General features: G+C 70.5%; 12 protein-coding genes and 1 riboswitch. Of the genes, 3 read left to right on the top strand and 9 right to left on the bottom strand.

Annotation, left to right across the window (positions count from 1 at the left end; translation table 11 throughout):
• Nucleotides 1–33: 33 nt before the first annotated feature.
• The 4 genes from ACH65_RS11510 to ACH65_RS11525 all read right to left on the bottom strand — a co-directional run bounded on the left by ACH65_RS11510 (nucleotide 34) and on the right by ACH65_RS11525 (nucleotide 7,289).
• Nucleotides 34–2,730 (bottom strand): glycoside hydrolase family 31 protein, encoded by a 2,697-nt coding sequence (locus ACH65_RS11510; protein WP_053096255.1) that lies wholly within the window; start codon nucleotides 2,728–2,730, stop codon nucleotides 34–36.
• A gap of 346 nt (nucleotides 2,731–3,076) precedes the next feature.
• Entirely contained in the window at nucleotides 3,077–3,652 is a 576-nt protein-coding gene (gene pnuC, locus ACH65_RS11515) for a nicotinamide riboside transporter PnuC (RefSeq protein WP_049622744.1), read from the bottom strand.
• Nucleotide 3,653: 1 nt separating this feature from the next.
• Nucleotides 3,654–5,840, bottom strand: a complete 2,187-nt coding sequence (locus ACH65_RS11520; protein WP_082190282.1) for a TonB-dependent siderophore receptor — start codon at nucleotides 5,838–5,840, stop codon at nucleotides 3,654–3,656.
• 59 nt (nucleotides 5,841–5,899) lie between these two features.
• Nucleotides 5,900–5,997: riboswitch (TPP riboswitch) on the bottom strand.
• 116 nt (nucleotides 5,998–6,113) lie between these two features.
• Entirely contained in the window at nucleotides 6,114–7,289 is a 1,176-nt protein-coding gene (locus tag ACH65_RS11525) for a phosphotransferase enzyme family protein (protein WP_082190278.1), read from the bottom strand.
• Between the two features lie 242 nt (nucleotides 7,290–7,531).
• On the opposite strand from ACH65_RS11525, the gene ACH65_RS11530 reads away from it, so the two are divergent.
• Nucleotides 7,532–8,431, top strand: coding sequence for an AEC family transporter (locus ACH65_RS11530; protein ID WP_202594193.1), 900 nt, complete (start codon nucleotides 7,532–7,534; stop codon nucleotides 8,429–8,431).
• Between the two features lie 364 nt (nucleotides 8,432–8,795).
• Entirely contained in the window at nucleotides 8,796–9,449 is a 654-nt protein-coding gene (locus ACH65_RS11535) for an NADPH-dependent F420 reductase (RefSeq protein ID WP_049622747.1), read from the top strand.
• A gap of 144 nt (nucleotides 9,450–9,593) precedes the next feature.
• Here the strand turns inward: ACH65_RS11535 and ACH65_RS11540 are convergent, their stop codons facing one another.
• Nucleotides 9,594–9,869: a hypothetical protein gene (locus ACH65_RS11540; protein WP_049622748.1), complete on the bottom strand. Its 276-nt coding sequence runs from the start codon at nucleotides 9,867–9,869 to the stop codon at nucleotides 9,594–9,596.
• Between the two features lie 21 nt (nucleotides 9,870–9,890).
• Between ACH65_RS11540 and ACH65_RS11545 the strand changes: the two genes are divergently transcribed.
• The gene (locus tag ACH65_RS11545) at nucleotides 9,891–10,298 is read left to right on the top strand and encodes an RNA-binding S4 domain-containing protein (RefSeq protein ID WP_049622749.1); all 408 of its coding nucleotides are present in this window, start codon (nucleotides 9,891–9,893) and stop codon (nucleotides 10,296–10,298) included.
• Between the two features lie 54 nt (nucleotides 10,299–10,352).
• On the opposite strand, the gene ACH65_RS11550 is transcribed toward ACH65_RS11545, so the two are convergent.
• The 4 genes from ACH65_RS11550 to ACH65_RS11565 all read right to left on the bottom strand — a co-directional run.
• The gene (locus ACH65_RS11550) at nucleotides 10,353–10,997 is read right to left on the bottom strand and encodes an ankyrin repeat domain-containing protein (RefSeq protein WP_049622750.1); all 645 of its coding nucleotides are present in this window, start codon (nucleotides 10,995–10,997) and stop codon (nucleotides 10,353–10,355) included.
• A 102-nt stretch (nucleotides 10,998–11,099) separates the two neighbouring features.
• Entirely contained in the window at nucleotides 11,100–11,834 is a 735-nt protein-coding gene (locus tag ACH65_RS11555; protein WP_082190279.1) for a catalase, read from the bottom strand.
• Between the two features lie 112 nt (nucleotides 11,835–11,946).
• The gene (katG, locus tag ACH65_RS11560) at nucleotides 11,947–14,109 is read right to left on the bottom strand and encodes a catalase/peroxidase HPI (RefSeq protein WP_049622751.1); all 2,163 of its coding nucleotides are present in this window, start codon (nucleotides 14,107–14,109) and stop codon (nucleotides 11,947–11,949) included.
• Between the two features lie 378 nt (nucleotides 14,110–14,487).
• Nucleotides 14,488–15,696 (bottom strand): SulP family inorganic anion transporter (locus ACH65_RS11565; protein ID WP_049622752.1); only part of this gene is annotated, 1,209 nt, incomplete at its 5' end.

A 15,696-nucleotide genomic window follows, 5' to 3' on the forward strand; every position in this document is an offset into this window, starting at 1 on the left:
CCCGGTTCCATCCGGGGCTGGCGCGGTGCCGTTTTAGAGTGCTATCTCAGCCGTCTGCGTGCCGCGTCCGGCGGGCAGCTTCACGTCCAGCGTCCTGGAGCCCGCGTCGAAGCGGGCCGCGGAGGCGGCGCCCAGCGAGCTGGAGACCACCGAGCCCGGCCGGGACACCTCGTGGATGCGCAGCGTGTAGCTCTGGATCTTCGAGTCGTAGCCCTCGTGCTGGTCCTCCGCGCGGAACAGCACGCCGCGCCCCGTGCGCACGAAGGTGAAGCGGGTGGCCTTGTAGGCGCCCTTCTCGTAGTCCAGCGTGGCGCCGTCGTCCTCGTAGAACGTGGTGGAGGCCTCGCGGTCCAGCCACACGTCCAGCACCAGGTCGGTCAGCGGATGCTCGTCCGTGTACTGCTGCACTTCGCGCGAGGGGATGATCGAGTCGGCGCGGACGTAGACCGGCACCGTGCCGAGGTCCGCGGCGCGCTCGATGGTGGTGCCGCCGCGGTAGCTCTGGCCGGTCCAGTAGTCGATCCAGCGCGTGCCGGCCGGCAGGTAGACCGAGCGCGAGGTCTTACCTTCGTCCACGACGGGGGCCACCAGCAGGCGGTCGCCGAACATGAACTGGTCGCCGACGTCGTAGGTGCCCGGATCGTTCTGGAACTGGTAGACCAGCGGCTGCCAGACCGGCGAGCCGGTGGCGGCGGCGTTGTGGTACGCATTCTGCAGGTACGGCAGCAGGGCGTAGCGCAGGCTGATGTAGCGGCGGCCGATGTCCTCCACCTCCGGCCCGTAGGCCCACGGCTCCTGGCCCTGCTTCACCGGCGCCTTGGCGTCGGAGTCGTAGTGGATGCGCGAGAACGGCAGGAAGGCGCCGACCTCCAGCCAGCGCGCCATCAGCTCCGCCGTGGGGCGCGAGGCGAAGCCGCCGATGTCGTTGCCCACCATCGGCACGCCGGACAGGCCGATGTTGAGGTTCATCGGGATCGACAGCTTCAGGTGCTCCCAGGTGGAGACGTTGTCGCCCGTCCACAGCGCCGCCCAGCGCTGCGAGCCGGCGAACATGTCGCGGGTGAGGATGAAGGAGCGCTGGTTGGGCTTGTACAGCGCGAACGCCTCGGCCGTCGCTTCGGTCTCGTGGAAGCCGAAGATGTTGTGCACCTCGCGGTGGTCCTTGGTGCCGTGGTCGAAGCGCACGTCCAGCGGCATGGTGTGGAACGGGCCGTCGAACACCGCCGGCTCGTTCATGTCCAGCCAGATGCCGGAGACGCCGGGGTCGAACAGGGCGCTGTGCTGCGCGGCCCACCAGTGGCGCACCTCGGGCCGGGTGAAGTCGGGGAACTTCGAATCCTTGGGCCACACCTCGCCCACGAAGTCGCTGCCGTCGGGGTTCTTCGCCCAGTAGTCGTTGCGGTTGCCCTCCTGGTAGACCTTCAAGTCGGGGTCGAGCTTCACGCCGGGGTCGTTGATGGCGATGGTCTTGAGGTGCAGGTCGCGCAGCTCGGACATGAAGGCGTACGGGTCGCCGATCACGCCGCCCTTCTCGCGGTTGGTGCCGCCCGGGTCCGCGCAGCACTCGCCCCAGGTGAACACCCGGTAGGCGTCCATGTAGTCGATGTCCAGGTGCAGCACGTCGAGCGGGATCTTCTTCTCGCGGTAGGTGTGGGCGACGTTGAGGAAGTCGTCGCGGGTGTAGCCCCACTTGCTCTGCTGCCAGCCCAGCGACCACAGCGGCGGCTCCTTGAAGCGGCCGGTGAGTTCGGTGTAGCGCTGCAGCACGTCCGGGATGCGCGGGCCGGCGATGAAGTAATAGCTGAGCGGGCCGCCGTTGGCGTAGAAGTAGTAGTAGTCCTTCGCCTCGCTCGCCATCTCGTAGTAGGAGCGGAAGGTGTTGTCGAACAGGATGCCGTAGGCCTGGCCGTTGCGCAGGCCCAGGAAGAACGGGATGGTGGTGTACAGGTACTTGGTCTGGCTGTCGTAGGAATAGGCGTCGGTGTTCCACATGCCGATGGAGTTGCCGCGCTTGTTGAGCCCGCGCGACTGCTCGCCGAAGCCGTAGAAGTTCTCGCCCGGGTCAGTGCGCTTGAACACGTAGGGCTTGCCGCTCTCGTAGCCCGAGCCGTAGCGGGTGTCGTCCTCGTTGAGCACGCGGCCGTCCTTGTCCAGCATGCGCACGCCGAACGGCGCCTTGGTGATCTCCACGGTCAGTTCGCGGGTCTTGATGCGGTAGCTGCCGCCGCCGTCCTGCGCGCGGAAGTCCACCGGTGCCCAGTCCTTCTTCAGGATGGCCGGCGAGGCGGGCGGGGCGCCGTGGCCCTCGACGATGGCGACGTTGACCAGGTCGTCGCTGAGTACGCGGATGTAGCCCGTGTACGTGCCCAGGTCCAGCTGCACGCCGTCGGCGCTCGGGCTGACGCCCTGCACCTCAAGGTGCTGGAGCTTGCTCTTGTCCAGCGGCGTGTCGCCCTCGGGCTGCGTCACGTAGGTCTGCAGGGCTCCGGCGACCTGCTGTGTGGCCGGCGGCACGAGCAGCTGTATCTGTCCCTTGGCGTTCACCGTGCGCTGCAGGCCACGGGGGCCGACCAGCAGGGCGCGCTGGCGGTTGGCGTCGTCGTTCGTGTGGCGGGCGGCTGCGTCCTGGATCGTCTGGGCGACGGCGGCGGACGGTGCGACGAGGTTCGTGGCGAGCAGGCCGAGCAGTAGCGCGGCCGCCAGGGGCAGCCGTGATGGAGCTGGGGTCATATAGGCATCTCCGCAGACTTGAATTGACGTGTGCTCAGAGGACCGGAGCGAGCCGGTCTCCTACGTGTGCCCCCTGTTTCCGTCCATGGCTTGCGCCGACGTTCATCGGCGCAAGCCATTGTTATGTTGCATCGCAGCATCTTGCCGTGCTTGCAATCACACTTATCGAAAATGACTGCGACGAGGCTTCGTCATTGTGGACGTCTTTACGTCCATATGAACACCGCGTTACCGGCTGCCTTCGGGATGGAGAAAATGGTGAGGTAATTTGTCGCAGGGTGGCGCTCGCATGTGGAACGAGCGCGCGAAGGTGCGCGGCGCTCGACGCCGCGCACCCGGACATCGCTCACGGCGCGGTGACCGCCGCCGGCGCGGTGGCCTGCCGCCATGCCCGCCATCCCATCGCGGCCAGCGCGATGAAGCCGGCATACAGCACCGCCGTGATCAGCAGCGACTTGTAGACGTACTCGCCGACATAGACCGTGTCCACCACGATCCACAGCCACCACGCGGCGATGTGGCGGCGCGCCTGCCACCACTGCGCCACCAGGCTGAAGGCGGTGAGGGCGGCGTCGAGCCAGGGCAGGGCGGCGTCGGTCCAGCGGTGCATGGCGGCGCCCAGCGCCAGCGCGCCGAGCGCGCCGAGGAGCGCGTGCCACGCGGCCTGGCGCGGCGGCAGCGGCGCCACCTGCACGCGGCCGTCCCCGCCCAGGTGCTGCCGCCAGCGCCACCAGCCGTAGCCGATGAAGACGGCGAAGGCGCCTTGCAGCAGGGCATCCGAATAGAGCCTGGCGGCGAGGAACACATAGCCGTAGACCGCCACCGCGGCGAGGTTCACCGGCCAGCACAGCAGGCGGCGCCGGGCGGTGAGCCAGACGCCCCAGGCGCTGAGCAGCGCGCCGGCGAGCTCGATCGCGTCCATGTCAGAAGGCGTAGGTGACGGTGAGGCGGGTCAGCCGCGGCGCGCCGGGGAACAGGAAGCTGTCGCCGTAGGAGGAGCCGGTGTCGCGCCAGTAGAAGCGGTTGAACACGTTATCCACGTTGAGCCGCCAGGTCAGCGCGTGGCCGTGCCACTGCGCGGTGTAGCGCAGGCCGGCATCGAATACGTGGTAGGCGGGCACGCTCACGCGGCCGTCCGGCGTGGCGGTCTTGCTCGCGCTGTAGCGCCAGCCGCCGAGCAGGCCCAGCTGCGGCAGGAACGGCAGCTGGTAGTCGGCGTACACGGCGGTGCGCAGGCGTGGCACGTTGGTGATCTGGTGGCCTTCGTACGCGGGCGTGCCGGTGTTCTCGGCGCGGGCGTGGATATAGGCGGTGCTGGCGGTGAGGCGCAGGTGCTCGCTGAGGCGTCCGGCCGCGTTCAACTCCAGCCCGGTGTGCACCTGCTGGCCGCTCTGCACGAAGGTGAAGCCGGCGGGCGAACTGTCCGGCTGCGCGAACTGGTAGGGCTGGCGGATGCGGAACAGCGCGGCGCCGAGGCTGAGCGCATCGCTGGGATCGAACTTCACGCCGGCCTCGACCTGGCGCGTGTGCACCGGCGGCAGGATCTCGCCGTCGTTGGAGGTCCAGTACGGCGCCTCGCCACCGAGCGACAGGCCCTCGCTGTAGCTCACGTAGCCGGTCCACTGCGCCGTGGGCTGCCACAGCACGGCGGCCTGCGGCAGCAGCTTGCTCAGGCGCGTGTCGCGTTCGGGCGCGCCGCTGCTGTCGTAGGCGCGCTCGTCGAGGCGCACGAAGCGGCCGCCGGCCAGCAGTTCCCAGTGCTCGCCGACGTGCACGCGGTCCAGCGCGAACAGCGCGCGCTGCCAGCTGGTCAGGCGGCGCGCGGAGGGGCCGGGCTGGTTGGGCGAGGGAGCGAAGTAGGGCGGGTCGACCTCGGCGATGTTGGCGGTGCCCACGTAGTCGTAGACATCCTGGCGCTGGTCCACGGTACGGCGGAAGGCGCTCACGCCGAGCGTGACGTCGTGGCGCACGACGCCGGTGTCGAAGCTGCCTTCCAGCGTGGCGCGTGCCTCGTCGTTGCGGCGGGTGTCGTCCGGGCTGCGGTAGTCGTACACGTCGTAGTCGCCGTTGGGCGCGAAGAAGTTGCCGGGCGAGCCGCCGGCGCAGGCGGGCGAGTAGAAGCAGCCGTAGGCGTAGGCCACGTTGTCGTTGATCACGCTGCGGCTGTGGCCCACCGCCACGCGGGCGCGCCAGTCGTCGCTGAGCTGGTAGTTGAAGCGCGCACTGAGGTTGGCGGCCTGGATGGCCACCGGCTTCTGCCATGGCTCGAAGCCGAGCATGCGCGTGCGGCTGGGGTGCGGTGGCAATTGCGTGCCGCCGAGCAGCTGGTAGCCGGAGACGGAGCGCTGCGCGCTGGTGGTGTAGTCGCCGTCCAGCTCCAGCGTGGCGCGCGGGCTGATGATCCAGTCGGCGGCCAGCGCGTAGAAGTTGCGCCGGCCGTCGGCATGTTGCACGTAGGAGTCGATGCCCTCGTGCGCCGCGTTGAAGCGCAGGCCGAAGTGCGGCGTGAGCCAGCCGCCGAGGTCCACCGCGCCGTACTGCGAGCCGTGCGAGTCGGTGCCGAGCGTCACCGCGCGCACGTCGGCCGGGCGCTTGGTGACGTAGTTGATCAGGCCGCCCGGCGCCACGATGCCGGCTTCGAGGCCGGCCATGCCCTTGAGCACCTCCACCTGCTGCTTGTTCTCCAGCGACAGCGGCTGCTCGCCGGTGATGGTGAGGTCGTTCTCGCGCAGGCTGGTGGCGAGGTCGAGGGTGAAGCCGCGGATGGCCACGTCCTGGTAGTAGCCCACCGGCGCGTAGTTGTCGCCGAGCGAGGCGTCCGAGCGCGCCAGCTCGCTGAGCGTGCGCGGCTGGCGGTCGTCGAGCTGGTCGCGGGTGATCACGGTGACCGCGGCCGGCGCATCGTGCAGCGAGCCGCCGCCGAAGCTGCCGAGCTGGCTGCGGTTGGCGCGGTAGCCGTTGGCGCTGGCGCCGTGCACCTCGACCGGGGCGAGCGTGGTGGTCTTGGCGCTCTTGCGCGGCTTGGCGGCGGCCTCGTCCTGGGCGTGGACGGCCGGCAGCGCGGCGAGCAGGGCGAGGAAGAGGGTGGTGCGTGCGGGAGTCATGGCCATCGTCATCGTCAATCGGGTGGATACGACGAAGCGACGGCGAGCGGGCACGCGCCAGCGCACGCCCGCTCATCAAAGCTCCCTACGCCGGTGCGAACCGGATCAGGTTCCAAGGGACTCTCTCAGCCCGGCCTCAAGCCAGGCACCCCCGCTTCTAGTTTTTCTATTCAAGCACGAAACCGCGCCTGGGTGTAGGAGCGCGCCCTGCGCGCGACCGGCGCGCCACAACGTGGCTTGTCGCGCGCAAGGCGCGCTCCTTACAGGTGGGCGAAGGGCTCAGGCCGCGGCGCGGATCGCCCGCAGCAGCGCCTGCGCCGGCGCGCCGTCGAACCATGCCGCATGGCCGAGCAGGAAGGTGTCGTAGGCCACGTCGGCATGGGCGCGCGAGCCGGTCACGGCGTGGAAGTACTCGACCTCGGAGAGCGCGAAATCCACGTGCGCGACACGCAGCAGGTCGGCGAGCAACCGGACTTGCGCGGCGCTCAGCGCGCGGCGCCGGCGGTAGCCCTCGATCAGCGCGAGCGCGGTGTCCACGTGCACGGCGCCGTCGCCTTGTTCGAGCGCGAGCCAGGCGACGGCGTTGCGCTCGATCGCCGTGGCGAGGTCGAACAGCGCGAAGCTGGGCGAGGCGAGGCCGAAGTCGAGCATGGCGACGACCTCGGCGCGGCCACCTTCGACGCGCCAGCACAGGTTGGAGACGTGCCAGTCGTTGTGCGTCCACAGCCGTGGCTGCGCGGCGAGCCGCGCGGCCACGGCGGCGTGTGCCGGCCCGGCCACGCGGCCGAGGTCGCCGCGCCAGTCGCGGTCGCGCAGGTAGTCGGCCAGGCCGGGGCGCTCGGGCAACTGGATCGCCAGCGCCGCAGCGGGGTCGGCGGCCTCGATCAGTTCGCTGCGCGTGACCAGGATGTGCGTGCCGCGCTGGGGCGCGGCGTAGCCTTCGGCGGCGTCGTGCAGGCGCGCGAGGGCATCGCCGGCGGCGCGGGCATGGGCGAGGTCGAGCAGGGGCGACCAGGAGACGGCGTCGCGGTAGAGATCGACGCCCTCGGCGCGCGCGTGCACCTCGTAGGTCCATGCGCCCTCGGCGGCCACCGTGTCGCCGCCGACATGGCGCAGCACCTCGGGCACCGGCGCGCCATGCGCGCGCAGGTGTTCGATGAAGCGGTGTTCCTCGCGCAGCGTGGCCGGCGTGCGCACGCGCGCGTGGTGGCGCTTGACGAACACCTCGCATTCGCCGCTGCGCACCAGGGCCGCGGCCGAGAGCGGGCGCGGGCTGTGCCAGAGCACAACGGACGGTGCGGCGAGCTGCGGGTAGGCGCCGAGCACGCGCGCAAGCTCCGCCGGCGTCAGCGGCGGCCAGTCGGGCGCGGTCTCTTCCGCGCCCAGGCCGTGGACGCGGTGCCCGGCGTCGGCTGCGTCGGGAAGGGCGGTTGTCGATGGCGCGTGCGGAGTCAGGGGCGTGTCCGGAAAGCGAAGGCGCGATGCCGCCGTTATTGTCGGCGAAGCGGAGGGTTTTTACAGGACGGGCCGCGACCCGCGGCGCCGGCCTGGCCGCCGGTATGCTTGCGGTATCGCGGGCAACACGCGGGAGAGCAGGACATGCGGAAGCAATGGGACGGCACCGCCGGTTCCGCCGGCATGGAAACGGACGTCCGGACCGGCGCAGGGCCGGCGGCGCGGCGACGGCGTTCGTGCCGATGAGCGCCCTGTTGCTGCTCTTTGTCTGCCTGCTGCTCGGCGTGGCGGTGGCGCGCTTCGGCAGGCCGCCCGCAGGCATCGTGCCGGGCATCAACTGGTGGGTGATCGACATCGCGCTGCCGGCGTTGATTCTGCAGCTGCTGCCGCAGGTGCGCTTCGAGGCGCAGCTGTGGTTTCCCGCCGTGTCGATGTGGCTGGTAGTGGGCGGGGCATGGGTACTGATGGCGCTGGCCGGGCGCTGGCGCGGCTGGTCGCGGCATCGCATCGGCGCCCTGGTGCTGGTCGGCGGCGTGGGCAACACCGCCTTCATGGGCTATCCGATGGTGCAGGCGCTGCGCGGCGCGGACGGCCTGCCGCTGGCGGTGGTGGCCGACCAACTGGGCAGCTTCGCGGCGCTGTCGACGCTGGGCATCGTGGTGGCCTCGATCTACGCCGGGCGCAAGGCGCAGGCGGCCGAGGTGCTGCGGCGCGTGTTCACCTTCCCGCCGCTGCTGGCGCTGGCAGCGGGCATCGTGGTGGGCCTGGCCGGCGGCTGGCCGGCTTCCGTGGACGGCGTGCTGCATGCCATCGGCACCACGATGACGCCGCTGGCCCTGTTCTCGGTCGGCATGCAACTGCGTCTGAAGCCCGAGCGGCACCAGTGGAGCGCGGCGGCGCTGGGGCTGGGCTGGAAGCTGCTGCTGGCGCCACTGCTGTGCCTGCTGCTGGGGCGCCTCGCCGGCGTGCAGGGCGAGGTGCTCGCCGTGGGCGTGCTGCAGGCGGCGATGGCGCCGATGATCACCGCGGCGATCCTGGCCGACCAGTACGGCCTCGAACCGCCGCTGGCGAACACCGTGCTCGGCGTGGGCATCGTGCTGTCGCTGGCGACGGTGCCGTTGTGGAATCACGCGCTGGGGTAGCGCGGTCTGCCGGCGAGGGCGGGCGGGCCTTGGCTTGGGATGAGGTGCGGCGTCGAGGCCCCGGGCCGGCATGGTCGCAAGGACGGGCGCCGCCTTGCGTCAAGGCTAAGGCGCTGAAGGCGTCGATCTCGCCGCATCCGACGGCATGCCGCCGCTTCGCGCGCGAGGCGTAGGCGTGCTACTGGCGCGGCGCGATTTTCTACGCTCCGCGCATGAGTCTGCGCAGGGCGCGCAAGGGAAGCCCGCAGGGGTTGGGCGCTGCGGCATGCGAGCGTATGCTGCCCGCAACCCGCCCGGTTCCTCCGGCGCCCCGCTGCGCCGTGTCCGCCATCCGGCCGGGGTCCCCCGTCATCAGGAGCACCGCATGTCACGCACGGATCTTCGTTCCGGCCGTTCGCGCCGTTCCCTGTTTTCCCGCCTGGCCGGCCTCGCGCTGGTGCTGCTCGCCGCCGCGGCGATGCCGCTCTGCGCCGCCGCGGCCGGCAAGCCGACCATCGGCATCATCGGCTCCGGCCAGGTCGGCGGCACGCTCGGCACGCTGTGGGCCAAGGCCGGCTACAAGGTGATGTTTTCCTCGCGCCACCCGGAGGAACTGAAGGACCTCGCCGCGAGCGCCGGCCCCAACGCCAGCACCGGCACGGTGGCCGAGGCCATCGCGCAGGGCGAGGTGATCCTGCTGGCGGTGCCGTACAAGGCCGAGCCCGACATCGCCAGGCAGTACGGCGCGCAGCTTAAGGGCAAGATTCTGATCGACGCCGACAACGCCTACCCCTTCCGCGACGGCGCCATCGCCAACGAGGCGCGCGCGGCCGGCGTGGCGCGCTACTCGGCGCGCGCGTTTCCCGGCACGCGCTTCGTGCGCGCCTTCAACAGCATCAATGCCAGCACGTTGTCCGGCGGCGGTGGCGGCGGCACGGTCACCGCGGTGTACAGCTACACCGACGAGGAGGCCGGGCGCGTGGCGGCCGAGCTGATCCGCGCGGCGGGCTGCGTGCCCCAGCGCGGGAGCGATCTCTGACGGCCTGTTCGGCGTCTCCCCGCGTGTCGGAGAAGGGGTGAAACGTTCTTGCCCCGGAGCCAGGGTTCACCCCTCCTTAGCCTCTCCCGGCAAGCGGGGGAGGGAGGTTGAGCCCCGCGGCAAGGGCGTGAACGGGCGCCACCGTCAGCGCAGCCGGATGCCGAGCTGGCCCGCGCGTGCCTGCACGGCCGCCATGGCGTCCTTGAGGCCGGCGCCGGTGGCGCGGCGGTACAGCCGGATCGCGTCGACCTTGCCGGCGGCGCGGATCTCGGCATCCAGCCGGGCCGCTTCCCCGGCGGAGAGCGGCCGCTGCGGCGATGGCGCTGCGGCCTCACGCTTGAAATAGAGCGCCCGGGCCAGCATGAATCCGGCGAGGAAGGCGGCGAGGCCGCCGGGCCAGGCAAGGTCGATCGAGGCCATCACGAACTCCGCGAAATACCGATGAGCGATGCAAGCAATCTAACCAGCGCGGCCGTGCGCGTCGATGTGTGGCTGTGGGCCGCGCGCTTCTTCAAGACGCGCAGCCTTGCCAAGCAGGCCATCGAGGGCGGCAAGGTGCGCCTCAACGACGAGGCCTGCAAGCCTGCCAAGACCGTGTGCGCGGGCGACCGCCTGCGCATCACGCGGGGCGAGGAGCGCCTGGAGGTGGAGGTCGTGGCCCTGTCCGAACAGCGTGGCCCGGCCAGCGCGGCACAGCAGTTGTATCGCGAGAGCGAGGCCAGCGCGGCCGCGCGCGCGGCGCAGCGCGAGATGCGCCGCCTGGAGGGCGGCGGCCTGCGGCCGCCCTCGCGGCCGGACAAGAAGGCCCGCCGTCAGCTGCGCGAATGGAAGGATGCCGGGCGCTCCTGAAGCGGCCGGCCGGCCCGGCCATGGCCTGCGCCGGTGCAGGCCATGCGGACTTCGTCAGCGGCTGGCGCCGGCCCGGCGCAGCGCCTCGGCCGCCTGCGGGTTGCCTTGCGCGTAGGCGGTCTGCAGTGCGGTGCGGCCGCGGGCGTCGGCATGGTCGGGATCGGCGCCCAGCGTCACCAGTTCGGGGATGATGTCCAGCCGGCCGAACAGGGCCGCAAAGGACAGGGCGGTCTCGCCCGCGTTGTTGGTCTGGTCGATCGCGCAGCCGGCCTTGAGCAGGCGCCGCGCGATTCCCGGTTCGCCTTTGTACAGCGAGCCCATCAGCGCCGTGTTGCCGTTGTGGTCGGCGATGCAGGCATCGGCGCCGGCGCGCAGCAGATAGTCCACGGCTGCGGGCTGGTCGTCGTAGGCGGCCAGGATCACGGCGGTGAAGCCGGCGTGGGTCTGGCTGTCGATCGGGTAATGGGCCTCGTGCAGCGCGCCCAGTATGTCCAGGCGGCCGGCGCGGGCGGCGTCGAACCATTCCTGGTCGTAGCGATGGGCATCGACGGCCTGCACCGGCGGCAGCCGGCGCAGCGCGTCCGTGTTGGCGGGCAGGCGCAGGGACGGGCACAGATAGTAGATCGCGGCGCCGGCGAGCAGCAGCGCCGGCAGCACGACGTAGAGATAGAGCAGATAGCGGCGGGCGGACTGTGGCATGGGGCGTTCTCCCGCATGTGCGGCGCACATGGTGGCCCTCGGCGGGCGTGATGTAAGGAATGAGGGAGGCCCGCGAGGGGCCGCCCGGGCGGCGGGCTGGGGTCAGTCCTGGAGCTTGGCGGCGGCGTCCTTCACGCGCGCGGGGTCGGCGTGCACGGCGCGCGCCAGCCGGCGGCCGTAGTCGCTGTCCGCCTTGTAGAAGTACGACAGCATCGCGTACTTGTTGGCGTCGTTAGTGACGCGGCCGAGGTCGGTGCCGAGTGCCGTGATCAGGTCGTCCTTGTCCTGCGCGCTCAGCGAGCGGTAGTAGTCGCCGGCCTGGGCGAAGTTCAGGGTCTTGTGGATGGCCTGCTGCTGGGTGGTGCCCGACAGCGGCAGCCGCACCGACTTGTACTTCGGGTCCTCGGCCACCTCGCCGAGCGTGGAAGGCTCGTAGTTGGTTTCGCCCTTGCGCGCGCCGGTGTTCATGGCGCCGTCCTGGTCCTCGTTGTTCACCCCGGCCACCGGGCAGTTCACCGGCAACTGCTGGTAGTTGGCGCCCAGGCGGTACATCTGGGTGTCGGCGTAGGCGAACAGGCGGCCCTGCAGCATGCGGTCCTCGGAGGGCTCGATGCCCGGCACCAGCCGCGACGGCGCGAAGGCGGATTCCTCGGTGCTCTCGAAGTAGTTGTCCGGCGCCTGGTTGAGCACCAGGGTGCCGATCTTGCGCTCGGGCACGCCTTCCCAGGTCTTGGTGTCGTCCAGTGCGTCGTAGGCGAACTTGTCCAGCTCGTCGGGGTTCAGCACCTGCACGTACAAGTCCCACTTTCCGGTCTTTAAGGTACGGCCTGCTCGCAAAAACGGAACGGGGCGGCCTCGATGAAACGAAAGCCGCCCCGCTGTCTGAAAATACCGCTCGCCTGGCCCGGGGCGCCGCCGGGACTGTTGCCCCGGCGGCGGCCCACGCCCGTTACTTGAGGTCGAAGCGGTCGAGGTTCATCACCTTGTTCCAGGCCGCCACGAAGTCGTGGACGAACTTCTCCTTCGCGTCGCTGCTGGCATAGACCTCGGCCAGGGCGCGCAGCACCGAGTTGGAGCCGAAGATCAGGTCGTTGCGGGTGCCGGTCCACTTGACCTGCCCGGTCTTGCGGTCCTTGCCCTCGAACACTTCGGCGGCCTGGTCCACCGGCGTCCACGTCGTGCCCATGTCCAGCAGGTTGACGAAGAAGTCGTTGCTGAGCGCGCCGACCTGGTCGGTGAACACGCCGTGCGCGGAGCCGTCGTAGTTGGCGCCGAGCACGCGCAGCCCGCCGACGAGCACCGTCAGTTCCGGCGCGGTCAGGGTCAGCTGCTGCGCCTTGTCGACCAGCAGGGCTTCGGTGACGGCGCCGACGCCGGCCTTCTTGTAGTTGCGCAGGCCGTCGGCGAGCGGTTCGAGGAAGGCGAAGTTGTCGGCGCTGGTCTGCGCCTGCGAGGCATCGACCCGGCCCGGCGCGAACGGCACTTCGACGTCGACGCCCGCGGCCTTGGCGGCCTGCTCGATGCCGACCGCGCCGGCCAGCACGATCACGTCGGCCAGCGAGGCCTTGCCGGCGGCCTGCTGGATGTCCTCCAGCCTGGGCAGCGCCTTGACCGCCAGCCGGTTGACCTCCCAGTCCTTCTGGGGCGACAGGCGTAGCCGCGCGCCGTTGGCGCCGCCGCGCTTGTCGCCGCCGCGAAAGGTCGAGGCGGACGCCCAGGCGACCGAAACCAGCTCGCCGACCGACAGGCCCGAGGCGGCGATCTTCGCCTTCAGGTCGGCGATGTCGGCGGCGCTCGGCTGGTGGACCGGGGCCGGCAGCGGGTCCTGCCAGATCAGGTCTTCCTTGGGAACCTCCGGGCCGAGATAGCGCGCCTTCGGCCCCATGTCGCGGTGGGTCAGCTTGAACCAGGCGCGGGCGAAGGCTTCGGCGAAGGCCTGCGGGTCTTCGAGGAAGCGCCTGGAGATCTTCTCGTAGGCGGGGTCGAAGCGCAGCGACAGGTCGGTGGTCAGCATGGTCGGCTTGCGCTTCTTCGACGGGTCGTGCGCGTCCGGGATGATCTCGGCGGCGTCCTTGGCTTCCCACTGGATCGCGCCGGCCGGCGAGCGGGTCTGCGCCCATTCGTACTTGAACAGGTTCTCGAAGAAGTAGTTGCTCCACTGCGCCGGGGTCTGCGTCCAGGTCACTTCCAGGCCGCTGGAAACGGTGTCCTTGCCGTGGCCGGTGCCGTAGTCGCTGATCCAGCCCAGGCCCTGGGCCTCGATCGGCGCCGCTTCCGGCTCCGGGCCCTTGTGCGACTCGGGCGCCGCGCCGTGGGTCTTGCCGAAGGTATGGCCGCCGGCGATCAGGGCGACGGTCTCCTCGTCGTCCATCGACATGCGGCCGAAGGTCTCGCGGATGAAGGCGGCGGCCGACACCGGGTCGCCGTTGGCCGCGGGGCCTTCGGGGTTGACGTAGATCAGGCCCATTTCGGTCGCGCCGAGCGGCTGGTTGAACTTCTCCAGCGTGCGGTGCTGCAGCCAGGTCTTCTCGCTGCCCCAGTTGATGTCCTGGTCCGGCTCCCAGGTGTCCTCGCGGCCGCCGGCGAAGCCGAAGGTGCGGAAGCCCATGCTCTCCAGCGCGACGTTGCCGGCGAGGATGTACAGGTCGGCCCAGGAAATCTTCTGCCCGTACTTCTGCTTGAGCGGCCACAGCAGGCGGCGCGACTTGTCGATGTTGACGTTGTCCGGCCACGAGTTCAGCGGGGCGAAGCGCTGCTGGCCGCGGCCGCCGCCGCCGCGGCCGTCGCCGGCGCGGTAGGTGCCGGCGCTGTGCCAGGCCATGCGGATCAGCTGCGGGCCGTAGTGGCCGAAGTCGGCCGGCCACCAGTCCTGCGAATCGGTCATCAGCTTGCGCAGGTCGGCCTTCAGCGCGTGGTAGTCGAGCTTGTTGAATTCGACGCTGTAGTCGAACCGGCTATCCAGCGGGTTGGATTTCTCCGAATGCTGGTTCAGCAGGTCCACGCGCAGCTGGTTGGGCCACCAGTCGCGGTTGGTGGTGACGCTGCTGGCGGTGTTGGGGGCGGCACCGCCGGCGGCATGGTCGAACGGGCACTTAGCTTCAATCGTCGTCATGTATGGGCTCCAAGGAAGTTCGCAGCGGCTACTCGTCCATAGGATGGGGATGGGGGAGCGGGGCGGGCCATCGTGTGCCGTCAAACGATGTGCTGCGAATACCCGTCACGCCCTTCCCATGGTCACGGATAAGCGAAGCGGCCTCAACACTGAAAAGGGGGATTGCGGATGCGTACCGTATGAGCGTGGCTGGCTCGGGCTGGCTGGCTCGCTACCCAATCTACGGAAGCCGGTCCATCAGTGGAATTCGATTCTTGCGATTCCCTTGATAGGGTGTGGCTATGGTTCGCTCGCGCGGCGTCGGGCACGCCGGCCATGCCGGCTGGCCACGCAGTCGGGCGTCGTCTGGCGGGTCGTCGTAAGGCGCGTTGTGCCGGCTCAGGCCCGTTCCAGCCGGCCCACGCGCGCGAGCAGCGCCTCGCAATCGTCGCTGAGCGCGCGGATCTCCAGCCGCTTGCCCTGCTGCGCGTAGCGCTTGCGCAGTGCCTCGACCGCTTCGACGGCGGAGTGGTCGGCCAGGCGCGCGTGGGTGCAGTCCAGCACCACGTCCGCCGGGTCGTCGGCCGGCGCGAACAGCGACTGGAAGCGCGTGGTGGAGGCGAAGAACAGCGTGCCGCGCAGCGCGTAGCGGCGGCGGCCGTCGGGCAGGTCGGTGACCTCGGCTTCGATCGTCGAGGCGTGCTTCCAGGCGAAGCTCAGCGCCGAGATCACCACGCCGCAGAGCACCGCGGTGGCGAGGTTGGTGGCCACGGTGATGGCGGTTACCGCCACGATCACCAGCGCGTCGGCGCGGGGCAGCCGCGGCAGCCGGCGCAGGCTGCCCCAGGCGAAGGTGCGCTGCGCCACCACCGCCATCACGCCCACCAGCGCGGCCAGGGGAATGCGTTCGATCAGTGGCGAGAGGAACAGTACGAAGCACAGCACCATCGCGCCCGCAACCACGCCCGAGAGCCGCCCGCGCCCGCCGGAGGAAAGATTGATCATGGTCTGCCCGATCATCGCGCAGCCGCCCATGCCGCCGAACAGGCCGGAGACGAGGTTGGCCGCGCCCAGCGCCACGCACTCGCGGTCGGGCTGGCCTTCGCTGGCGGTGATCTCGTCGACCAGGTTGAGGGTGAGCAGGGTCTCCAGCAGGCCGACCGCCGCCATCACCAGCGCATAGGGCAACACGATGCGCAGGGTGTCGAGGTTCCACGGCACCGCTGGCAGGTGCAGCGCCGGCAGGCCGCCGTGGATCGCGGCGATGTCGCCGATGGTGCGGGTGTGCAGGCCGAGCGCCTGCACCAGCAGCGTCACGGCCGCGATCGCCGCCAGCGCGGAGGGCAGGGCGCGGGTGAGGCGCGGCAGCAGGTAGACGATCAGCATCGCCAGCGCCGCCAGCCCCAGCATGGTGTAGAGCGGCGCGCCGGCGAGCCAGCCGCCGTCCGCGGCGCGGAAGTGCTCCAGCTGCGAGCCGGCTATCACGATCGCCAGCCCGTTGACGAAGCCCAGCATCACCGGATGCGGCACCATGCGGATGAGCTTGCCGAGCTTGAGCAGGCCGAAGGCGAGCTGGATCAGCCCGCCCAGCAGCACCGTGGCCAGCAG

The organism is Frateuria defendens, from assembly GCF_001182895.1.
Taxonomy (GTDB): Bacteria; Pseudomonadota; Gammaproteobacteria; order Xanthomonadales; family Rhodanobacteraceae; genus Frateuria_B; species Frateuria_B defendens.